Annotated in this window: 14 protein-coding genes; 5 read left to right on the top strand and 9 right to left on the bottom strand. The window is 72.3% G+C overall.

Features of this window, described 5'->3' with window-relative positions:
• Position 1: 1 nt before the first annotated feature.
• Genes AC3ET4_RS00520 through AC3ET4_RS00555 form a run of 8 tightly spaced genes read right to left on the bottom strand, consistent with a single transcriptional unit; the run spans position 2 to position 6,708 of the window.
• A complete protein-coding gene (locus AC3ET4_RS00520) occupies positions 2-2,005 on the bottom strand; it encodes an NADH-quinone oxidoreductase subunit 5 family protein (protein WP_431944566.1) in 2,004 nt (667 codons plus the stop codon).
• On the bottom strand, positions 2,002-2,388 hold the full coding sequence (nuoK, locus tag AC3ET4_RS00525) for an NADH-quinone oxidoreductase subunit NuoK (protein WP_431944568.1): 387 nt from the start codon (positions 2,386-2,388) through the stop codon (positions 2,002-2,004). The genes AC3ET4_RS00520 and nuoK overlap by 4 nt, the downstream gene beginning before the upstream one ends.
• Positions 2,388-2,942, bottom strand: coding sequence for an NADH-quinone oxidoreductase subunit J family protein (locus tag AC3ET4_RS00530; protein WP_431944570.1), 555 nt, complete (start codon positions 2,940-2,942; stop codon positions 2,388-2,390). Before AC3ET4_RS00530 ends, nuoK begins: the two co-directional genes overlap by 1 nt.
• Positions 2,939-3,565 (bottom strand): NuoI/complex I 23 kDa subunit family protein, encoded by a 627-nt coding sequence (locus AC3ET4_RS00535; protein WP_431944572.1) that lies wholly within the window; start codon positions 3,563-3,565, stop codon positions 2,939-2,941. Before AC3ET4_RS00535 ends, AC3ET4_RS00530 begins: the two co-directional genes overlap by 4 nt.
• Positions 3,565-4,527 (bottom strand): NADH-quinone oxidoreductase subunit NuoH, encoded by a 963-nt coding sequence (nuoH, locus tag AC3ET4_RS00540; RefSeq protein ID WP_431944574.1) that lies wholly within the window; start codon positions 4,525-4,527, stop codon positions 3,565-3,567. The genes AC3ET4_RS00535 and nuoH overlap by 1 nt, the downstream gene beginning before the upstream one ends.
• The gene (locus tag AC3ET4_RS00545) at positions 4,524-5,720 is read right to left on the bottom strand and encodes an NADH-quinone oxidoreductase subunit C (protein WP_431944576.1); all 1,197 of its coding nucleotides are present in this window, start codon (positions 5,718-5,720) and stop codon (positions 4,524-4,526) included. Before AC3ET4_RS00545 ends, nuoH begins: the two co-directional genes overlap by 4 nt.
• A complete protein-coding gene (locus AC3ET4_RS00550; protein WP_488175896.1) occupies positions 5,717-6,349 on the bottom strand; it encodes an NADH-quinone oxidoreductase subunit B in 633 nt (210 codons plus the stop codon). The genes AC3ET4_RS00545 and AC3ET4_RS00550 overlap by 4 nt, the downstream gene beginning before the upstream one ends.
• Positions 6,340-6,708, bottom strand: coding sequence for an NADH-quinone oxidoreductase subunit A (locus AC3ET4_RS00555; RefSeq protein WP_319158149.1), 369 nt, complete (start codon positions 6,706-6,708; stop codon positions 6,340-6,342). The genes AC3ET4_RS00550 and AC3ET4_RS00555 overlap by 10 nt, the downstream gene beginning before the upstream one ends.
• A gap of 202 nt (positions 6,709-6,910) precedes the next feature.
• On the opposite strand from AC3ET4_RS00555, the gene AC3ET4_RS00560 reads away from it, so the two are divergent.
• The 5 genes from AC3ET4_RS00560 to AC3ET4_RS00580 all read left to right on the top strand — a co-directional run bounded on the left by AC3ET4_RS00560 (position 6,911) and on the right by AC3ET4_RS00580 (position 13,839).
• Positions 6,911-8,074 carry a sensor histidine kinase gene (locus tag AC3ET4_RS00560; protein WP_431944578.1) on the top strand — a complete coding sequence of 388 codons (1,164 nt, stop codon included), beginning with the start codon at positions 6,911-6,913 and terminating at the stop codon, positions 8,072-8,074.
• A 263-nt stretch (positions 8,075-8,337) separates the two neighbouring features.
• On the top strand, positions 8,338-9,651 hold the full coding sequence (locus AC3ET4_RS00565; RefSeq protein ID WP_431944782.1) for a sensor histidine kinase: 1,314 nt from the start codon (positions 8,338-8,340) through the stop codon (positions 9,649-9,651).
• Between the two features lie 284 nt (positions 9,652-9,935).
• Positions 9,936-10,595 (top strand): LuxR C-terminal-related transcriptional regulator, encoded by a 660-nt coding sequence (locus AC3ET4_RS00570; RefSeq protein ID WP_431944784.1) that lies wholly within the window; start codon positions 9,936-9,938, stop codon positions 10,593-10,595.
• Positions 10,596-10,835: 240 nt separating this feature from the next.
• Positions 10,836-12,761 (top strand): 2-oxoacid:acceptor oxidoreductase subunit alpha, encoded by a 1,926-nt coding sequence (locus tag AC3ET4_RS00575; RefSeq protein WP_431944580.1) that lies wholly within the window; start codon positions 10,836-10,838, stop codon positions 12,759-12,761.
• Positions 12,754-13,839, top strand: a complete 1,086-nt coding sequence (locus AC3ET4_RS00580; protein WP_431944582.1) for a 2-oxoacid:ferredoxin oxidoreductase subunit beta — start codon at positions 12,754-12,756, stop codon at positions 13,837-13,839. The genes AC3ET4_RS00575 and AC3ET4_RS00580 overlap by 8 nt, the downstream gene beginning before the upstream one ends.
• A gap of 44 nt (positions 13,840-13,883) precedes the next feature.
• Here the strand turns inward: AC3ET4_RS00580 and AC3ET4_RS00585 are convergent, their stop codons facing one another.
• A complete protein-coding gene (locus AC3ET4_RS00585; RefSeq protein WP_431944584.1) occupies positions 13,884-14,279 on the bottom strand; it encodes a winged helix-turn-helix transcriptional regulator in 396 nt (131 codons plus the stop codon).
• Positions 14,280-14,351: the final 72 nt, after the last annotated feature.

Here is a 14,351-nt window from a genome sequence, read left to right on the forward strand (position 1 = left end):
CTCACGCTCCGACGGCGACGAGGACGGCGAGGATCACGGAGCCGGCCAGCAGCACGCTGATATAGGTCTGCACGTTGCCCGTCTGGGTGCGGCGTACGAGCGCGCCGAGCAGTCGGGGTACTCCGCCCGTGCCGCGGACGTAGGTCTCGACGACCTCGCGGTCGAGGAAGCGGACGAGGCCGGAGGCGGCGAGCACGGGGCGGACGAAGAGCGCCGTGTACAGGGCGTCGAGGCGGAAGCCGTGCGAGGCGGGCCCGAAGAGCGGGCCGAGCAGCAGGCGTCCGGGGTCGGCCGGGTCCGGGGCGGCGGCGACGTCCCCGTAGATCTGTTCATGGGTCTGCAGCGCCGCGGCCTCGGTGAGCGCCGGCTCCTCCTCCGCGGCCTCGGCGGTGACGACGGCGCCCAGGGGCGCGGCGCGGCGGGCCGCGGCGGCCTGCCAGGCCCCGTATGTGGACACGATGCCGACGACCGCGAGGCCCACGCCGAGGATCGAGGTGACCAGGGTCGGGGCGAGGTCGTCGCCGTCGAGCCAGGCGGGGAGGTCGAGGAGTGAGGGCACGAGGGCGACGGCGCCGAAGGCGATGGTCGGGACGGCCAGCACCCACAGCACGACGGTCATGACGGCCGGTTCCCTGCCGTGGGCCTCGGGGGCGGTGGCGCCGCGGCCGCGGAAGGCGAGGAGGAACAGGCGTGTGGCATAGCCGGCGGTGAGCACGGCGGTGATCAGCGCGGCGACCAGGACGAGCCAGCCGACGGCCGCCGGAACGCCCTCGGCGTGGCCTGAGGCGGCGTGCTCGGCTGCCCGCAGCACCGACTCCTTGGAGAAGAAACCGGAGAAGGGCGGGATGGCGGCCAGCGCGGCCAGGGCGATGCCCATGGTCCACATGGCGTCGGGGACACGCTTGCCGAGGCCGGTCATGCGGGACATCGCGGCCAGCGAGTTGGTGCCTGCGGCGTGGATGACGACGCCGGCGGCGAGGAAGAGGAGCGCCTTGAAGGCGCCGTGCGAGATGAGGTGGAACACGGCCGCTCCGCGGTCGCCGACGGCGAGGGCGGCGGCCATGTAGCCGAGCTGGCCGATGGTCGAGTAGGCGAGCACGCGTTTGATGTCGTCCTGGGCGAACGCGGCCAGGGCGGAGCCGATCATGGTGACGACGGCGAGCACGCCGAGCACCGCGAGCGTCGCGGTGGACGCCTCGAAGACCGGCAGCAGTCGGGCGACGAGGTAGATGCCGGCCGCGACCATCGTGGCGGCGTGGATCAGCGCGGACACCGGGGTGGGGCCGGCCATCGCGTCGGGCAGCCAGGTGTGCAGCGGGAACTGCGCCGACTTGCCGGCGACCCCGGCGAGCAGCAGCAGGCCGACGACGGTCGGGTGCGTGAGCTGGCCGTGGGTGGCGGTCGTGAGGATGCCGTTGATGCGGAAGGTCCCGGCGTCCGCGGCGAGCGCGAAGACGCCGATCAGGAAGGGGACGTCACCGAGCTTGGTGACGAGGAAGGCCTTGAGGGACGCGGCCCGGGCGACCTCGGTCTCCCAGTAGTGGCCGACCAGGAAGTACGAGCAGATGCCCATGATCTCCCAGCCCACCAGCAGCACCATCAGGTCGCCGGTGTAGACGACCAGGAACATGGCGGCGGTGAAGAGGGAGACGAGGGCGGAGTAGGAGGCGTAGCGCAGGTCGTGCCGCAGGTAGGCCGTGGAGTACAGCTGCACGCAGGTGGCGACCAGGCCGACGAGGACGGCGATGAGCACCGCGAAGCCGTCGAGGTGCAGGGCGAGGTCGACAGGCACCGAGCCGGTCGGCGTGAGCCGGGTCGCGGCGTCGGTCGCCGGGCCGCTGCCCTGCCGTACGGCGACGACCACGGCCAGCACGAACGCGGTCGCGGTGGGCAGCACGGCCAGCGGCCGCACGAAACCGGGGGCGGTGCGGCCCAGCAGGAGACCGCCGAGGGATCCGAGGAAGGGCAGGACGGGCACGAGGACGGCGAGGGTCGTCAGGGTCACGCTGCGGCCTCGGCCTTCTCTTCGGGTGCGGAGGGCCCGTCCCCTCCGCCGTGCGGGTCGTGCGGGTCGCGCGAGTCCGGTTCGGCGAGATCGGTGAGGCGGTCGACGTCCGAGCTGCCCCGGTTCCGGTACACCAGGAGGACGATGGCCAGGCCGATACCGATCTCGGCGGCGGCGATGACGATCACGAAGAGGGTCAGCGCCTGCCCGGCGTGGAGGGCGTCGCGGAGCCAGACGTCGAAGGCGACCAGATTGAGGTTGACCGCGTTCAGCATCAGCTCGACCGACATCAGGACGAGGATCGCGTTGCGCCGGGCGAGGACGCCGTACAGGCCGACGGAGAACAGGAGGGCGGCGAGGACGGCGGGATAGGCGAGGTGCATCAGCGCTCTCCCGGCTGCTGACGGGACTGCTTGCGGGACAGGACGATCGCACCGACGAGCGCGGCGAGCAGGAGCACGGACAGCGCCTCGAACGGCAGCACCCAGTGCCGGAAGAGGATCTGGCCGGTGACCTTGGTGGAGCCCTGGGCGGCGCCGTCCACATCGATCCAGGTGGCCCGGAAGGCGTCCACCACGACCCACACCAGCGTGCCCGCGGCGGCGGCCGCCACGGTCAGGGCCGCGATCCGGTTGCCCGAATCGGCGTCCGGCGAACGGCCGATGGGCGCCTTGGTGAGCATCAACCCGAACAGCACGAGCACGACGACGGAACCGACGTAGATCAGCACCTGCACCCAGGCGATGAACTCGGCGGTGAGCAGGAGGTACTCGACGGCGACCCCGCCGAGCGCGACGACCAGCCAGAGGGCGGCGTGCACCAGTTGCCGTGTGGTGACGCTGACGACGGCGGCGGCCAGCGTCGCGACGCCGACGAGGACGAAGGCGATCTCGACGCCGGTCGGGGACAGGAAGCCGGGGTGCGCGGCGGCGTTCACGCGTCACCCCCGGGCTGGTCGCGTTCGGCGCCGGCCGCATCCTGGGCATCGTCCCTGTCCCCGGCCGCGTCCTCAGCCTGGGCGGCGGCGGCCGCGGCAGCGGCCTGGGCGGCGGCCTTCTCGGCGGCCTTGCGGGCGGCACCGATCTCCTTGGGCTCCTCGGCCGCCAGGTCGAGCGGCGGCGGGGCCGGCACCGTCCACATCCACTCGCGCAGCTTGTCGCGCTCGTGGGTGAGGTCGAGGATGTCGGTCTCCGCGTACTCGAACTCCGGCGACCAGAACAGCGCGTCGAAGGGGCACACCTCGATGCAGATGCCGCAGTACATGCAGAGCGAGAAGTCGATCGCGAAGCGGTCCAGCACGTTGCGGCTGCGCTCGCGGCCGCCGGGCGAGGCGGCGGGCACCGTCTCCTTGTGGGAGTCGATGTAGATGCACCAGTCGGGGCACTCTCGGGCGCACAGCATGCAGACCGTGCAGTTCTCCTCGAACAGCGCGATCACGCCGCGGGACCGGGGCGGCAGTTCGGGCTGTACCTCGGGATACTGCGCGGTGTGCGAGCGCCGGGTCATCGTGCGCAGGGTGACGGCGAGCCCCTTGGCCAGGCCGGAACCGGGGATGCCCATCAGGAGATCACCACCTTCACCACGCCGGTGAGCGCGATCTGGGCGAGGGCGAGCGGGATGAGGACGGTCCAGGCGAACCTCTGCAGCTGGTCTTCGCGCAGCCGGGGGTACGTGACTCTGAGCCAGATGACGACGAAAGCCAGGGCCGCGGTCTTGAGCAGGGTCCACAGCCAGCCGAGGCTGCCGGACCACGGGCCGTGCCAGCCGCCGAGGAACAGGACGGTGGTCAGGCCGCACAGCACGACGATGCCGGCGTACTCGGCCAGCAGGAAGAGGGCGAACCGCAGGCCCGTGTACTCGGTGTAGGCGCCGAAGATGATCTCCGAGTCGGCCACCGGCATGTCGAACGGCGGGCGCTGCAGTTCGGCGAGGCCGGCGGTGAAGAACACCACGGCGCCGATGAGCTGCCACGGCGTCCACCACCAGGCGTACGCGTCGACGATGCCGGGCAGCGAGAGCGTGCCGGCCGCCATGGCGACGGACGCGGCGGCGAGCAGCATCGGCAGCTCGTACGACATCAGCTGCGCGGCGGTGCGCAGACCGCCGAGGAGGGAGAACTTGTTGGCGGAGGCCCAGCCGGCCATGAGCGAGCCGAGCACGCCGACGCCCATCACGGCGAGCACGAAGAACAGGCCCGCGTCGATGTCCTGGCCGACCAGCCCGTCGGGGCCGACCGGGATCGCGACGAGGACCAGCAGGTAGGGCAGCAGCGCGACGGCGGGAGCGAGTTGGAAAATCTTCCGGTCCGCGTCTGCCGGGACCACGTCCTCCTTCTGCGCGAACTTCACCCCGTCGGCGACGAGCTGGGCCCAGCCGTGGAAGCCGCCGGCGTACATGGGTCCGAGGCGGCCCTGCATGTGGGCCATGACCTTGTGCTCGGTCTGGCCGACGACCAGGGGCAGGACGAGGAAGGCGACGAGCACGGCGAGCAGCCGGAGGATCACTTCGAGGGCGTCGCTCACGGTGTGCTGCCTCCTTCTGCGTCGTCGTGGTCAGGGGTGCCGTCGTCGTCGGTCGGTGCGGGCCGCACGGGTTCGTCCTGCGCGCCGCCGGCCGCTGCCGCCTCCCCTGCGGGACGCCGGTCGCCGTCGGCGGCGCCGGGCCGACCGCCCGGGGCCGGGGCGGGCGCCGCGGGCTCGGCGACAGGCGCCGCGTCCGGTTGTGCGTCCGTTTTCGCCGCATCCGTTGTCGCGTCCCGCTTTGCGTCCGGCCCTGCGTCCGGCTTCGCGGACTCCACCGCAGGCGTCGTCTCCGCGGCGGCCGTGGCGGCGGGCGTGGTCGCGGGTGGGGCGGTGTCGCGGGGGACGTCCCACGGGGCGTCGGGGCTGCGCCTGCGGGGCGGCGTCACCTGGGCGGCGGGTCCGGTCGGGCCCCCGGCGCCCTCGCCCGCCGAGCGGGTGCGGCGCGGGGTGGCGGGGGCCGCGGCGGCGCCCTGGCTGGCGGAGCCCTCGGTGACACTGCGGCTACGCCGGGCGGGACGCTCCCCGGTGCTCCCGGCGCCCGCCGCACCGGCAGCGCCCGCCGCACCCGCGGCGCGCGGGCCGCGCGCGGGCCGGGCCGGCGCGGGCGGCAACTGCCCCTTGAGCGGGCCCCACTCGTTCGGGTCCGGCACGCCCGGCGGCAGCATCTGGCGGCGCTTGGGTCCGCCGTGCTCGGGCTCCCCCGGTTCCTTCGCGCCCGGCCACGCCTTCGCCACGCGCGCCGCCAGCACGAAGTCCTTGCGCAGCGGGTGCCCTTCGAAGCCGTCGGGCAGCAGCAACGGCACCAGATGCGGGTGCCCGGTGAAGTCCACGCCGAACATCTCGTGCGTCTCGCGCTCGTGCCAGGCGGCGCCCGCGTAGACGCCGACGGCGGTCGGCAGCTCCGGCGCCTCGTGCGGGACGGTCGTACGGATCAGCAGGCGCCGCACGGAACCGACCGCGGGGGCGACGACGTGGGCGCAGACGCGGAAGCCGGCGCCGCCTTCGTCGACAGCGCTGAGCCAGTCGAAGAAGGTGCAGCCCAGGGTGTCCCGGGCCGCCCGCAGGGCGTCCGTCCAGGAGGCGGCGGGGACGTCGACGGTGAGCAGGCCGTACGCCTCCTCCGCCGTGGCCCCCGCCCCGAAGACCTCGGCGACCGCGTCCGGCTCGGTGAGCCGGTCGAAGGGCGCGGTCACTGCGCGGCCTCCCCGGGCGCCGGCGGGGCCTGGACGAGGCCGCTGCGCAACGCCGCGGTGGACGGGCGCGCGCCCCCGTCGCCGTAGCGCTCACCGAGCGACTCGCGGGCGATCTTCTCCTGGAGCTTGAGGATGCCCTGCAGCAGCGCCTCGGGCCGCGGCGGGCAGCCGGGCACATAGACGTCGACGGGGATGATCTGGTCGACGCCCTTGGTCACGGAGTAGGAGTCCCAGTAGGGGCCGCCGCAGTTGGAGCAGGCTCCGAAGGAGATGACGTACTTCGGCTCCGGCATCTGCTCGTACAGGCGCTTCACCGCCGGGGCCATCTTGTCGGTGACGGTCCCCGACACGACCATGAGGTCGGCCTGGCGCGGGCCGGGGGCGAAGGGGATCACGCCGAGCCGGATGAAGTCGTGCCGGGCCATGGACGCGGCGATGAACTCGATGGCGCAGCAGGCGAGCCCGAAGTTGAAGACCCACAGGCTGTAGCGGCGGCCCCAGTTCAGGACCACCTTCATCGGCTCGGGCGCCAGGCGCGCCAGCGTGCCGAGGCGGCGCGGCTCCGGCAGGTACTCGGGGGTGCCCACATCCGTCATATCGGTCACTTGGGACACATCGGTCACGTCCATTCCAGGACGCCCTTCTTCCAGGCGTAGAGCAGACCGACGGCGAGGAAGCCGAGGAAGACGAACATCTCGACCAGCGTCGTGCCGCCGTACCCCTCGGCGGCGAACACCGTCGCCCAGGGGAAGAGGAAGATCGCGTCGACCGCGAAGATGACGTAGAGGAAGGAGTAGACGTAGTAGCGGATCTGGGTGTGCGCCCAGCCCTCGCCGACGGGGTCGACGCCGCACTCGTATGTGAGCATCTTCTCCTGCGTCGGCACGACGGGCCGCAGCAGCCGGCCGGCCCCGAAGGCCACGGCCACGAAGAGCACCCCGAGCACCGCGACCAGCCCGACGACCGAGTAGCCGTGGAAGTAGTCCACGTCTGTCCGCCCCTCGTTTCTCGTCGTAAGCGCGTTGTCCAGCGATCCCGGTGGATCTTTAGACGATCTGTACGAACGGAGTCTAGGCCCTGCCCCCCGAGGCGGAGCCACCCGTCCTGCCCCGTGGTACGGATAACCCCACCTTGCCCCGGCAGGCGCACCCCATGGCGGCGGCCGCCCCCTCCCCGGCAGGCTTGGCGCCATGACCATCGACTCCCAGCGCGGGGAAGCCGCCCCGCTGCCGCCGGCGCGCTTCGCCTTCGACGCCGTGACGTGGAAGGAGATCGCGTACCTCCTGGCCAACCTGCCCGTGGACCTTGTGGGCTTCGTCTACGTCACCGTGGTGCTCTACCTCGGCGTCAGCCTGTCGGTGACGGTGGTCGGCCTGCCGCTGCTGGCGCTGGGGCTGGCCGGGTGCCGGCTGCTGGGCCGCGTCGAGCGGACGCGGGCGCGCGGCCTGCTCCAGGTGGCCGTCGAGGAGCCCCGCTCCCTGCGACCCGGGCGGATGGGCTTCTTCCCGTGGCTGTGGACCTCGCTGAAGGACCCGGTGGGATGGCGGCACGCGTTGTACTTCTTCATCCGGCTGCCGTGGGGGATCGCGACCTTCACCGTCATCCTCACCTCGCTCTTCGTGGCATGGCCGGTGCTGCCCTTCATCGCCCGGGGGCTGGCAGGCGCCGACCGCGCCATGGTCCGGGGCCTGCTGTCCCCCTCCGACGAACTGGAGCGGCGGATCGCCGAGCTGGAGTCCGACCGGGGCACCGTGGTCGACACCGCCGCCGCCGACCTGCGCCGCATCGAGCGCGACCTGCACGACGGCGCCCAGGCCCGACTCGTGGCGCTCGCCATGGACCTGGGCCTGGCCAAGGAGAAGCTCCAGGAGGACCCCGAGGCGGCGGCGCGGATGGTCCACGACGCCCACGGCGAGGTGAAACTCGCCCTCCAGGAGCTGCGCGACCTCGCCCGCGGCATCCACCCCGCCGTCCTCACCGACCGCGGCCTGGACGCCGCGCTGTCCTCGGTGGCCGCCCGGTGCACGGTGCCGGTGCAGGTCCAGGTGGACCTGGCGAGCCGGCCGGCGGCGGCTATCGAGGGCATCGCGTACTTCACCGTCTCCGAACTGCTGCAGAACATCAGCAAGCACAGCGGGGCGCGCCGGGCCGTCGTCGAGCTGTGGCGCTCGGACGGCCGGCTGATGATCCAGGTCCGTGACGACGGTCGCGGTGGGGCGACGGCCGAACGCGGCAGCGGTCTGGGCGGACTGGCCGAGCGGCTGGACTCGGTGGACGGCCTGCTGGTGGTCGACTCCCCGGCCGGCGGGCCGACGACGGTGACGGCCGAACTGCCCTGGCGGGACCGCGCCTGAGCCGTGCGCGCGAAGGCCGTGCGCCCTCCCCCGGAGGGCGGCGGCCTTCCGCCGTGCGCCCGGCCTCGCTCGCGCTTCCCCTTGGCGGGATGCCGGCCGTCCGCGGGATGCCGGCCGTCCGCGGGCCGCGCCGGGCCGGGCCGGCAGGTGGGGTTTTCCCCAGGTCCCAGACGCCGATCCGCACCATGGGCGCGAGGGCTCCGCAGGAGGAGGCTGAGGGCATCACAGACGGCAGAGGGATGACGAAGAGGACGGACGTGACCATGGCACACGGTTTCCCGGAGCGGCGCGAGCACCGGTTGCCCACGGCGCTGCGCGCGCCGATCGAGGCCCGCACCTGGCGCGAGTCGCTCTACCTGCTGCTGAACCTGCCGATGGGCGTCATCGGCTTTGTCTTCACCGTGACGATGCTGTCGCTCGGCGCGGGCCTGCTGGTCACCTTCCTCGGGTTGCCCGTCCTGGCCGCGATGCTGGCCGGGTGCCGCGGGCTCGGCGTGGTGGAGCGCGAGCGGGCCCGCCGGTGCCTGGGCATCGACGTGGCCTCGCCCGAGCCGCTGCGCCGCAGGCCCGGCCAGGGCCTGATGTCGTGGCTGGGCGGACAGCTGACCAGCGGCGCCTCCTGGCGGCACGTCCTGTACTTCTTCGTGCACTTCCCGTGGGGGGTGTTCACCTTCTCCGTGACCGTGACGTTCGTCAGCTACGGCTGGGGGCTCCTGACGTACCCGCTGTGGCAGTGGGTCTTCCCGGCCTTCACCGACCAGCCCGGACTCCAGCTGTACGGGAACGCCGACGGCGACGGCTGGTGGCTGGACTCGCCGTTCGAGATGGCCATGGCCTCCGCGCTGGGCCTGCTGCTGGGCCTGGCCGCACCGTGGGTGATCCGGGGCATGGCGTACGTGGACCGCGGCCTGGTCGCCGGGCTGCTGGGGCCGTCCCGGCTGGCGAGCCGGGTCTGGGAGCTGGAGTCCGACCGGGGCACCGTGGTCGACACCGCCGCCGCCGACCTGCGCCGCATCGAGCGCGACCTGCACGACGGCGCCCAGGCCCGGCTCGTCGCGCTCGCCATGGACCTGGGCCTGGCCAAGGAGAAGCTCCAGGAGGACCCCGAGACGGCGGCCACCATGGTCGAGGAGGCGCACGGCGAGGTGAAGCTCGCCCTCCAGGAGCTGCGCGACCTCGCCCGCGGCATCCACCCCGCCGTCCTCACCGACCGCGGCCTGGACGCCGCGCTCTCCTCCCTCGCGGCGCGCTGCGCCGTGCCGGTGCGGGTGAGCGTGGACCTGCCGGGCCGACCCGTGCCGGCGATCGAGGGCATCGCCTACTTCACCGTCTCCGAGCTGCTGCAGAACATCAGCAAGCACAGCGGGGCCTCGCGCGCCACGGTGGACCTGTGGCGCTCCGGGGACCGGCTGATGATCCACGTCGTCGACAACGGGCGCGGCGGCGCCTCCCCGGCTCAGGGCTCGGGCCTGGCCGGTCTCGTCGAGCGGCTGGAAGCGGTGGACGGCGTCCTCGCGGTGGACTCCCCCGCGGGCGGCCCGACCGCCGTCGCGGCCGAGCTGCCCTGGCGGAGCTGACCCCGGGCGGAGGGGCCTGAGGACCGCGACGCCCGGAGGAACCCGCCAGCCGCGGGCCTGCGGAGCCCAACCCGCCGGACGCGCCGGACCTGGGAAAATCCGGAGAGCCGGAAGTGGCAGAAGAAGATCGAGAACCGAGAGGACGCTGACCGCGCCCCCCTCCGCCCCTCCCCGCACCAAGCCCCGGCGGCGCGGCCGTGTGCCGGCCGCCGGAAGCTGGAATGCTGGGGAGGGACACGACGGCGTCGAGACGGACGGGGGAGCCGGTAGCGGTGGAGGACAAGGTGCGGGTGGTCATCGCCGAGGACTCGGTGCTGCTGAGGGAGGGACTGACCCGCCTGCTGACCGACCGCGGGCACGAGGTCGTCGCCGGGGTCGGCGACGCCGAGGCCCTGCTGAAGGTGATCGGCGAGCTCGCCGACCAGGAAGCGGTGCCCGACGTGGTCGTGGCCGACGTGCGGATGCCGCCGACCCACACCGACGAGGGCGTGCGCGCCGCGGTGCGGCTGCGCCGCGACCACCCGCGGCTGGGGGTGCTGGTGCTGTCGCAGTACGTGGAGGAGCGGTACGCCACCGAACTGCTGGCCGGCAGCTCCAGCGGGGTCGGGTATCTGCTCAAGGACCGGGTAGCCGATGTCCGTGAGTTCGTCGACGCGGTCGTACGGGTGGCCGGCGGCGGCACCGCCCTGGACCCGGAGGTGGTGGCACAGCTGCTGGGGCGCAGCCGCAAGCAGGACGTACTGGCCGGCCTGACCCCGCGGGAGCGGGAGGTGCTGGGACTCATGGCCGAGGGGCGGACGAACTCCGCGATCGCCAAGCAGCTGGTGGTGAGCGACGGGGCGGTGGAGAAGCACGTCAGCAACATCTTCCTCAAGCTGGGCCTGGCCCCCAGCGAGGGCGACCACCGGCGCGTCCTCGCCGTGCTCACGTACCTCAACTCATGAGCGTCTGACGTACCGTCATACAGCCGCCGGCGTCCAGGACACAGGAGGCGGACGGCAGGAGGCGGACGGTTCGGGCTCCGGGGGCGGTGGCCGTGACCCATCAGGGCACAAAAGAACCCAGCACGCCGCTCACGGTGGGGGAAGACCCGGGAAGGCCACCCTTACCCACGTACGATGGCGCGTGGGACACAAGGCCACGGCCCCGGTCGTGAGCCGCCGCCTCGAAGGAGGTCCGATTCAGTGACCAGCCAGGTCAGCAGCCCGACAACCCCCGATCATCCTGTTCTGGGAGAGCAGCGGAAACCGGCCAAGGAGACCAGGAAGCTCGATCGGGTGGTGATCCGTTTCGCCGGGGACTCCGGCGACGGAATGCAGCTCACGGGAGACCGGTTCACCTCGGAAACGGCGTCGTTCGGCAACGATCTGTCCACCCTGCCGAACTTCCCGGCCGAGATCCGGGCCCCGGCAGGTACCCTGCCGGGCGTCTCCAGCTTCCAGTTGCACTTCGCCGACCACGACATCCTCACCCCGGGTGACGCCCCGAACGTCCTGGTCGCGATGAACCCGGCGGCGCTGAAGGCGAACATCGGCGACATGCCGCGCGGCGCGGAGGTCATCGTCAACACCGACGAGTTCACCTCCCGCGCGATGGCCAAGGTCGGCTATGCGGCCTCGCCGCTGGAGGACGGCTCGCTGTCCGCCTACGCGGTGCATCCGGTGCCGCTGACCACCCTGACGGTCGAGGCGCTCAAGGACTTCCCGCTGACCCGCAAGGAGGCAGAGCGCAGCAAGAACATGTTCGCGCTCGGGCTGCTGTCGTGGATGTACCACCGCCCCACCGAGGGCACCGAGGACTTCCTCCGCAAGAAGTTCGCGAAGAAGCCCGAGCTCGCCGAGGCGAACGTCGCGGCCTTCCGCGCGGGCTGGAACTTCGGCGAGACGACCGAGGACTTCGCGGTCAGTTACGAGGTGGCGCCGGCCGAGGCGGCCTTCCCGGCCGGCACCTACCGCAACATCTCGGGGAACCTGGCGCTGTCCTACGGCCTGGTTACCGCGAGCCGGCAGGCGGATCTGCCGCTCTTCCTGGGCTCGTACCCGATCACCCCGGCCTCGGACATCCTGCACGAGCTGAGCCGGCACAAGAACTTCGGTGTGCGCACCTTCCAGGCCGAGGACGAGATCGCCGGCATCGGCGCAGCACTCGGCGCGGCCTTCGGCGGCTCGCTGGCCGTGACCACCACCTCCGGTCCGGGTGTCGCGCTGAAGTCGGAGACCATCGGCCTCGCCGTGTCCCTGGAGCTGCCGCTGCTGGTCGTCGACATCCAGCGCGGCGGGCCCTCGACGGGTCTGCCGACCAAGACCGAGCAGGCCGACCTGCTGCAGGCGATGTACGGACGCAACGGCGAGGCGCCGGTGCCGATCGTGGCGCCGCGCACCCCCGGCGACTGCTTCGACGCGGCGCTGGAGGCGGCCCGCATCGCGCTGACCTACCGCACCCCGGTCCTGCTGCTCTCCGACGGCTACCTGGCGAACGGCTCCGAGCCGTGGCGGATCCCGGAGCTGGAGGAGCTGCCCGACCTGCGGGTGCAGTTCGCCACGACGCCCAACCATGTGGCGGAGGACGGCACCGAGGAGTTCTGGCCCTATCTGCGTGACCCGCAGACCCTGGCGCGTCCCTGGGCGGTGCCGGGCACCCCCGGGCTGGAGCACCGGATCGGCGGCATCGAGAAGCAGGACGGCACCGGGCACATCTCGTACGACCCGGCCAACCACGACCTGATGGTGCGCACCCGGCAGGCCAAGATCGACGGCATCGAGGTGCCCGACGTCGTCGTCGACGACCCCGACGGCCGGGCACGGACGCTGGTCATCGGCTGGGGCTCGACGTACGGGCCCATCACGGCGGCCGTACGGCGCATCAGGAGCGCGGGGGGCGCGGTCGCCCAGGCCCATCTGCGCCATCTGAACCCCTTCCCCGGGAATCTCGGGGAGGTCCTGGGGCGTTACCAGAGGGTAGTGGTCCCGGAGATGAACCTCGGCCAGCTCGCTCACCTGCTGCGGGCGAAGTACCTGGTCGACGCACGCTCGCACACCCAGGTCACCGGCCTGCCCTTCAAGGCCGAGCAACTCGCTGCCGCCATCCAGGAGGAGAGCGCAGATGTCTGAGGCTCCTGCCGTCGAACACCGCACACCCGGGCTGCCGGCGCTGTCCCTGGTCCCCAAGGCCGAAGCCGGACAGTCCATGAAGGACTTCAAGTCAGACCAGGAAGTGCGCTGGTGCCCCGGCTGCGGCGACTACGCGATCCTCGCCGCGGTGCAGGGCTTCATGCCCGAACTCGGCCTGGCCCGCGAGAACATCGTCTTCGTCTCGGGGATCGGCTGCTCCTCCCGCTTCCCGTACTACATGAACACCTACGGGATGCACTCCATCCACGGCCGGGCCCCGGCCATCGCGACCGGGCTCGCCGCCTCGCGGCGCGACCTGTCGGTGTGGGTCGTCACGGGCGACGGTGACGCCCTGTCCATCGGCGGCAACCACCTGATCCACGCGCTGCGGCGCAACGTGAACCTCAAGATCCTGCTCTTCAACAACCGGATCTACGGTCTGACGAAGGGGCAGTACAGCCCGACCTCCGAGCTGGGCAAGATCACCAAGTCGACGCCGATGGGCTCGCTGGACGCCCCCTTCAACCCGGTGTCGCTGGCGCTGGGCGCGGAGGCCTCCTTCGTGGCGCGCACCGTCGACTCCGACCGCAAGCACCTCACCAGCGTGCTGCGGGCCGCAGCCGCGCATCCGGGCACGGCCTTCGTGGAGATCTACCAGAACTGCAACATCTTCAACGACGGCGCCTTCGAGGTGCTGAAGGACCGTGCCTCCGCCGAGAACGCGGTGATCCGGCTGGAGCACGGGCAGCCGATCCGCTTCGGCGCGGACGCCTCCAAGGGCGTCGTACGCGACCGGGCCACCGGCGACCTGAGGGTCGTCGACGTCGACGCGTCCAACGAGGACGAGGTCCTGGTGCACGACGCGCACGCCGCGACGCCCACGACGGCCTTCGCCCTGTCCAGACTCGCCGACCCCGACACACTGCACCACACGCCCATCGGGGTGTTCCGCAGCGTCGAGCGGCCGGTCTACGACGACCTGATGTCCGCACAACTGGAGCAGGCCGTCGAGCAGCACGGCAAGGGCGACCTCGCCGCCATGCTGGCGGGCAACGACACATGGACGGTCGTGGGCTGAGCCGTCGGCGCTGACCCCACGCCCCTCGGGCCCGGGCCTGACGATCAGGCCCGGGCCCCGTCGTACGCCAGGCGGGCCGCCATCACCTGCGCCGTGCGCTCCTCGGTCCAGCGGGCCAGTGCCCAGACCTGGTCGGCGGCCTCCTTGCCGAGCGGGGTCAGGGAGTACTCCACACGCGGCGGGATGACCGGATGCGCCTCGCGGTGCACGAACCCGTCGCGTTCCAGGGTCTGCAGGGTCTGGGCGAGCATCTTCTCGCTGACCCCGCCGATCGTGCGCCGCAGCTCGCTGAAGCGCAGGGTGCCGTCGATCAGGGCGGCCAGCACCAGCACGCCCCAGCGGCTGGTGACGTGCTCGAGGATCACCCGCGAGGGGCAGTCGCGCGCGTTCACGTCGGGGGGCGCCTGGATCAGGCCGACCGGCTCTTCCCTTACATCCATACCAGTAGCTTACTTGCAAGTGGGTACTTTCCGGAAGTTAGTACTGGTCCTAGAGTTAGTCCAGCCACCACC

It is taken from the genome of Actinacidiphila sp. bgisy167, from assembly GCF_057707665.1.

Excerpts from the sequence above, each read along its gene's own strand:
- nuoK (WP_431944568.1), bottom strand. The coding sequence starts at position 2,388 with ATGCACCTCGCCTATCCCGCCGTCCTCGCCGCCCTCCTGTTCTCCGTC.
- AC3ET4_RS00550 (WP_488175896.1), bottom strand. The coding sequence starts at position 6,349 with ATGGACGTGACCGATGTGTCCCAAGTGACCGATATGACGGATGTGGGC.
- AC3ET4_RS00560 (WP_431944578.1), top strand. The coding sequence starts at position 6,911 with ATGACCATCGACTCCCAGCGCGGGGAAGCCGCCCCGCTGCCGCCGGCG.
- AC3ET4_RS00535 (WP_431944572.1), bottom strand. The coding sequence starts at position 3,565 with ATGGGCATCCCCGGTTCCGGCCTGGCCAAGGGGCTCGCCGTCACCCTG.
- AC3ET4_RS00565 (WP_431944782.1), top strand. The coding sequence starts at position 8,338 with ATGGCACACGGTTTCCCGGAGCGGCGCGAGCACCGGTTGCCCACGGCG.
- AC3ET4_RS00585 (WP_431944584.1), bottom strand. The coding sequence starts at position 14,279 with ATGGATGTAAGGGAAGAGCCGGTCGGCCTGATCCAGGCGCCCCCCGAC.
- AC3ET4_RS00580 (WP_431944582.1), top strand. The coding sequence starts at position 12,754 with ATGTCTGAGGCTCCTGCCGTCGAACACCGCACACCCGGGCTGCCGGCG.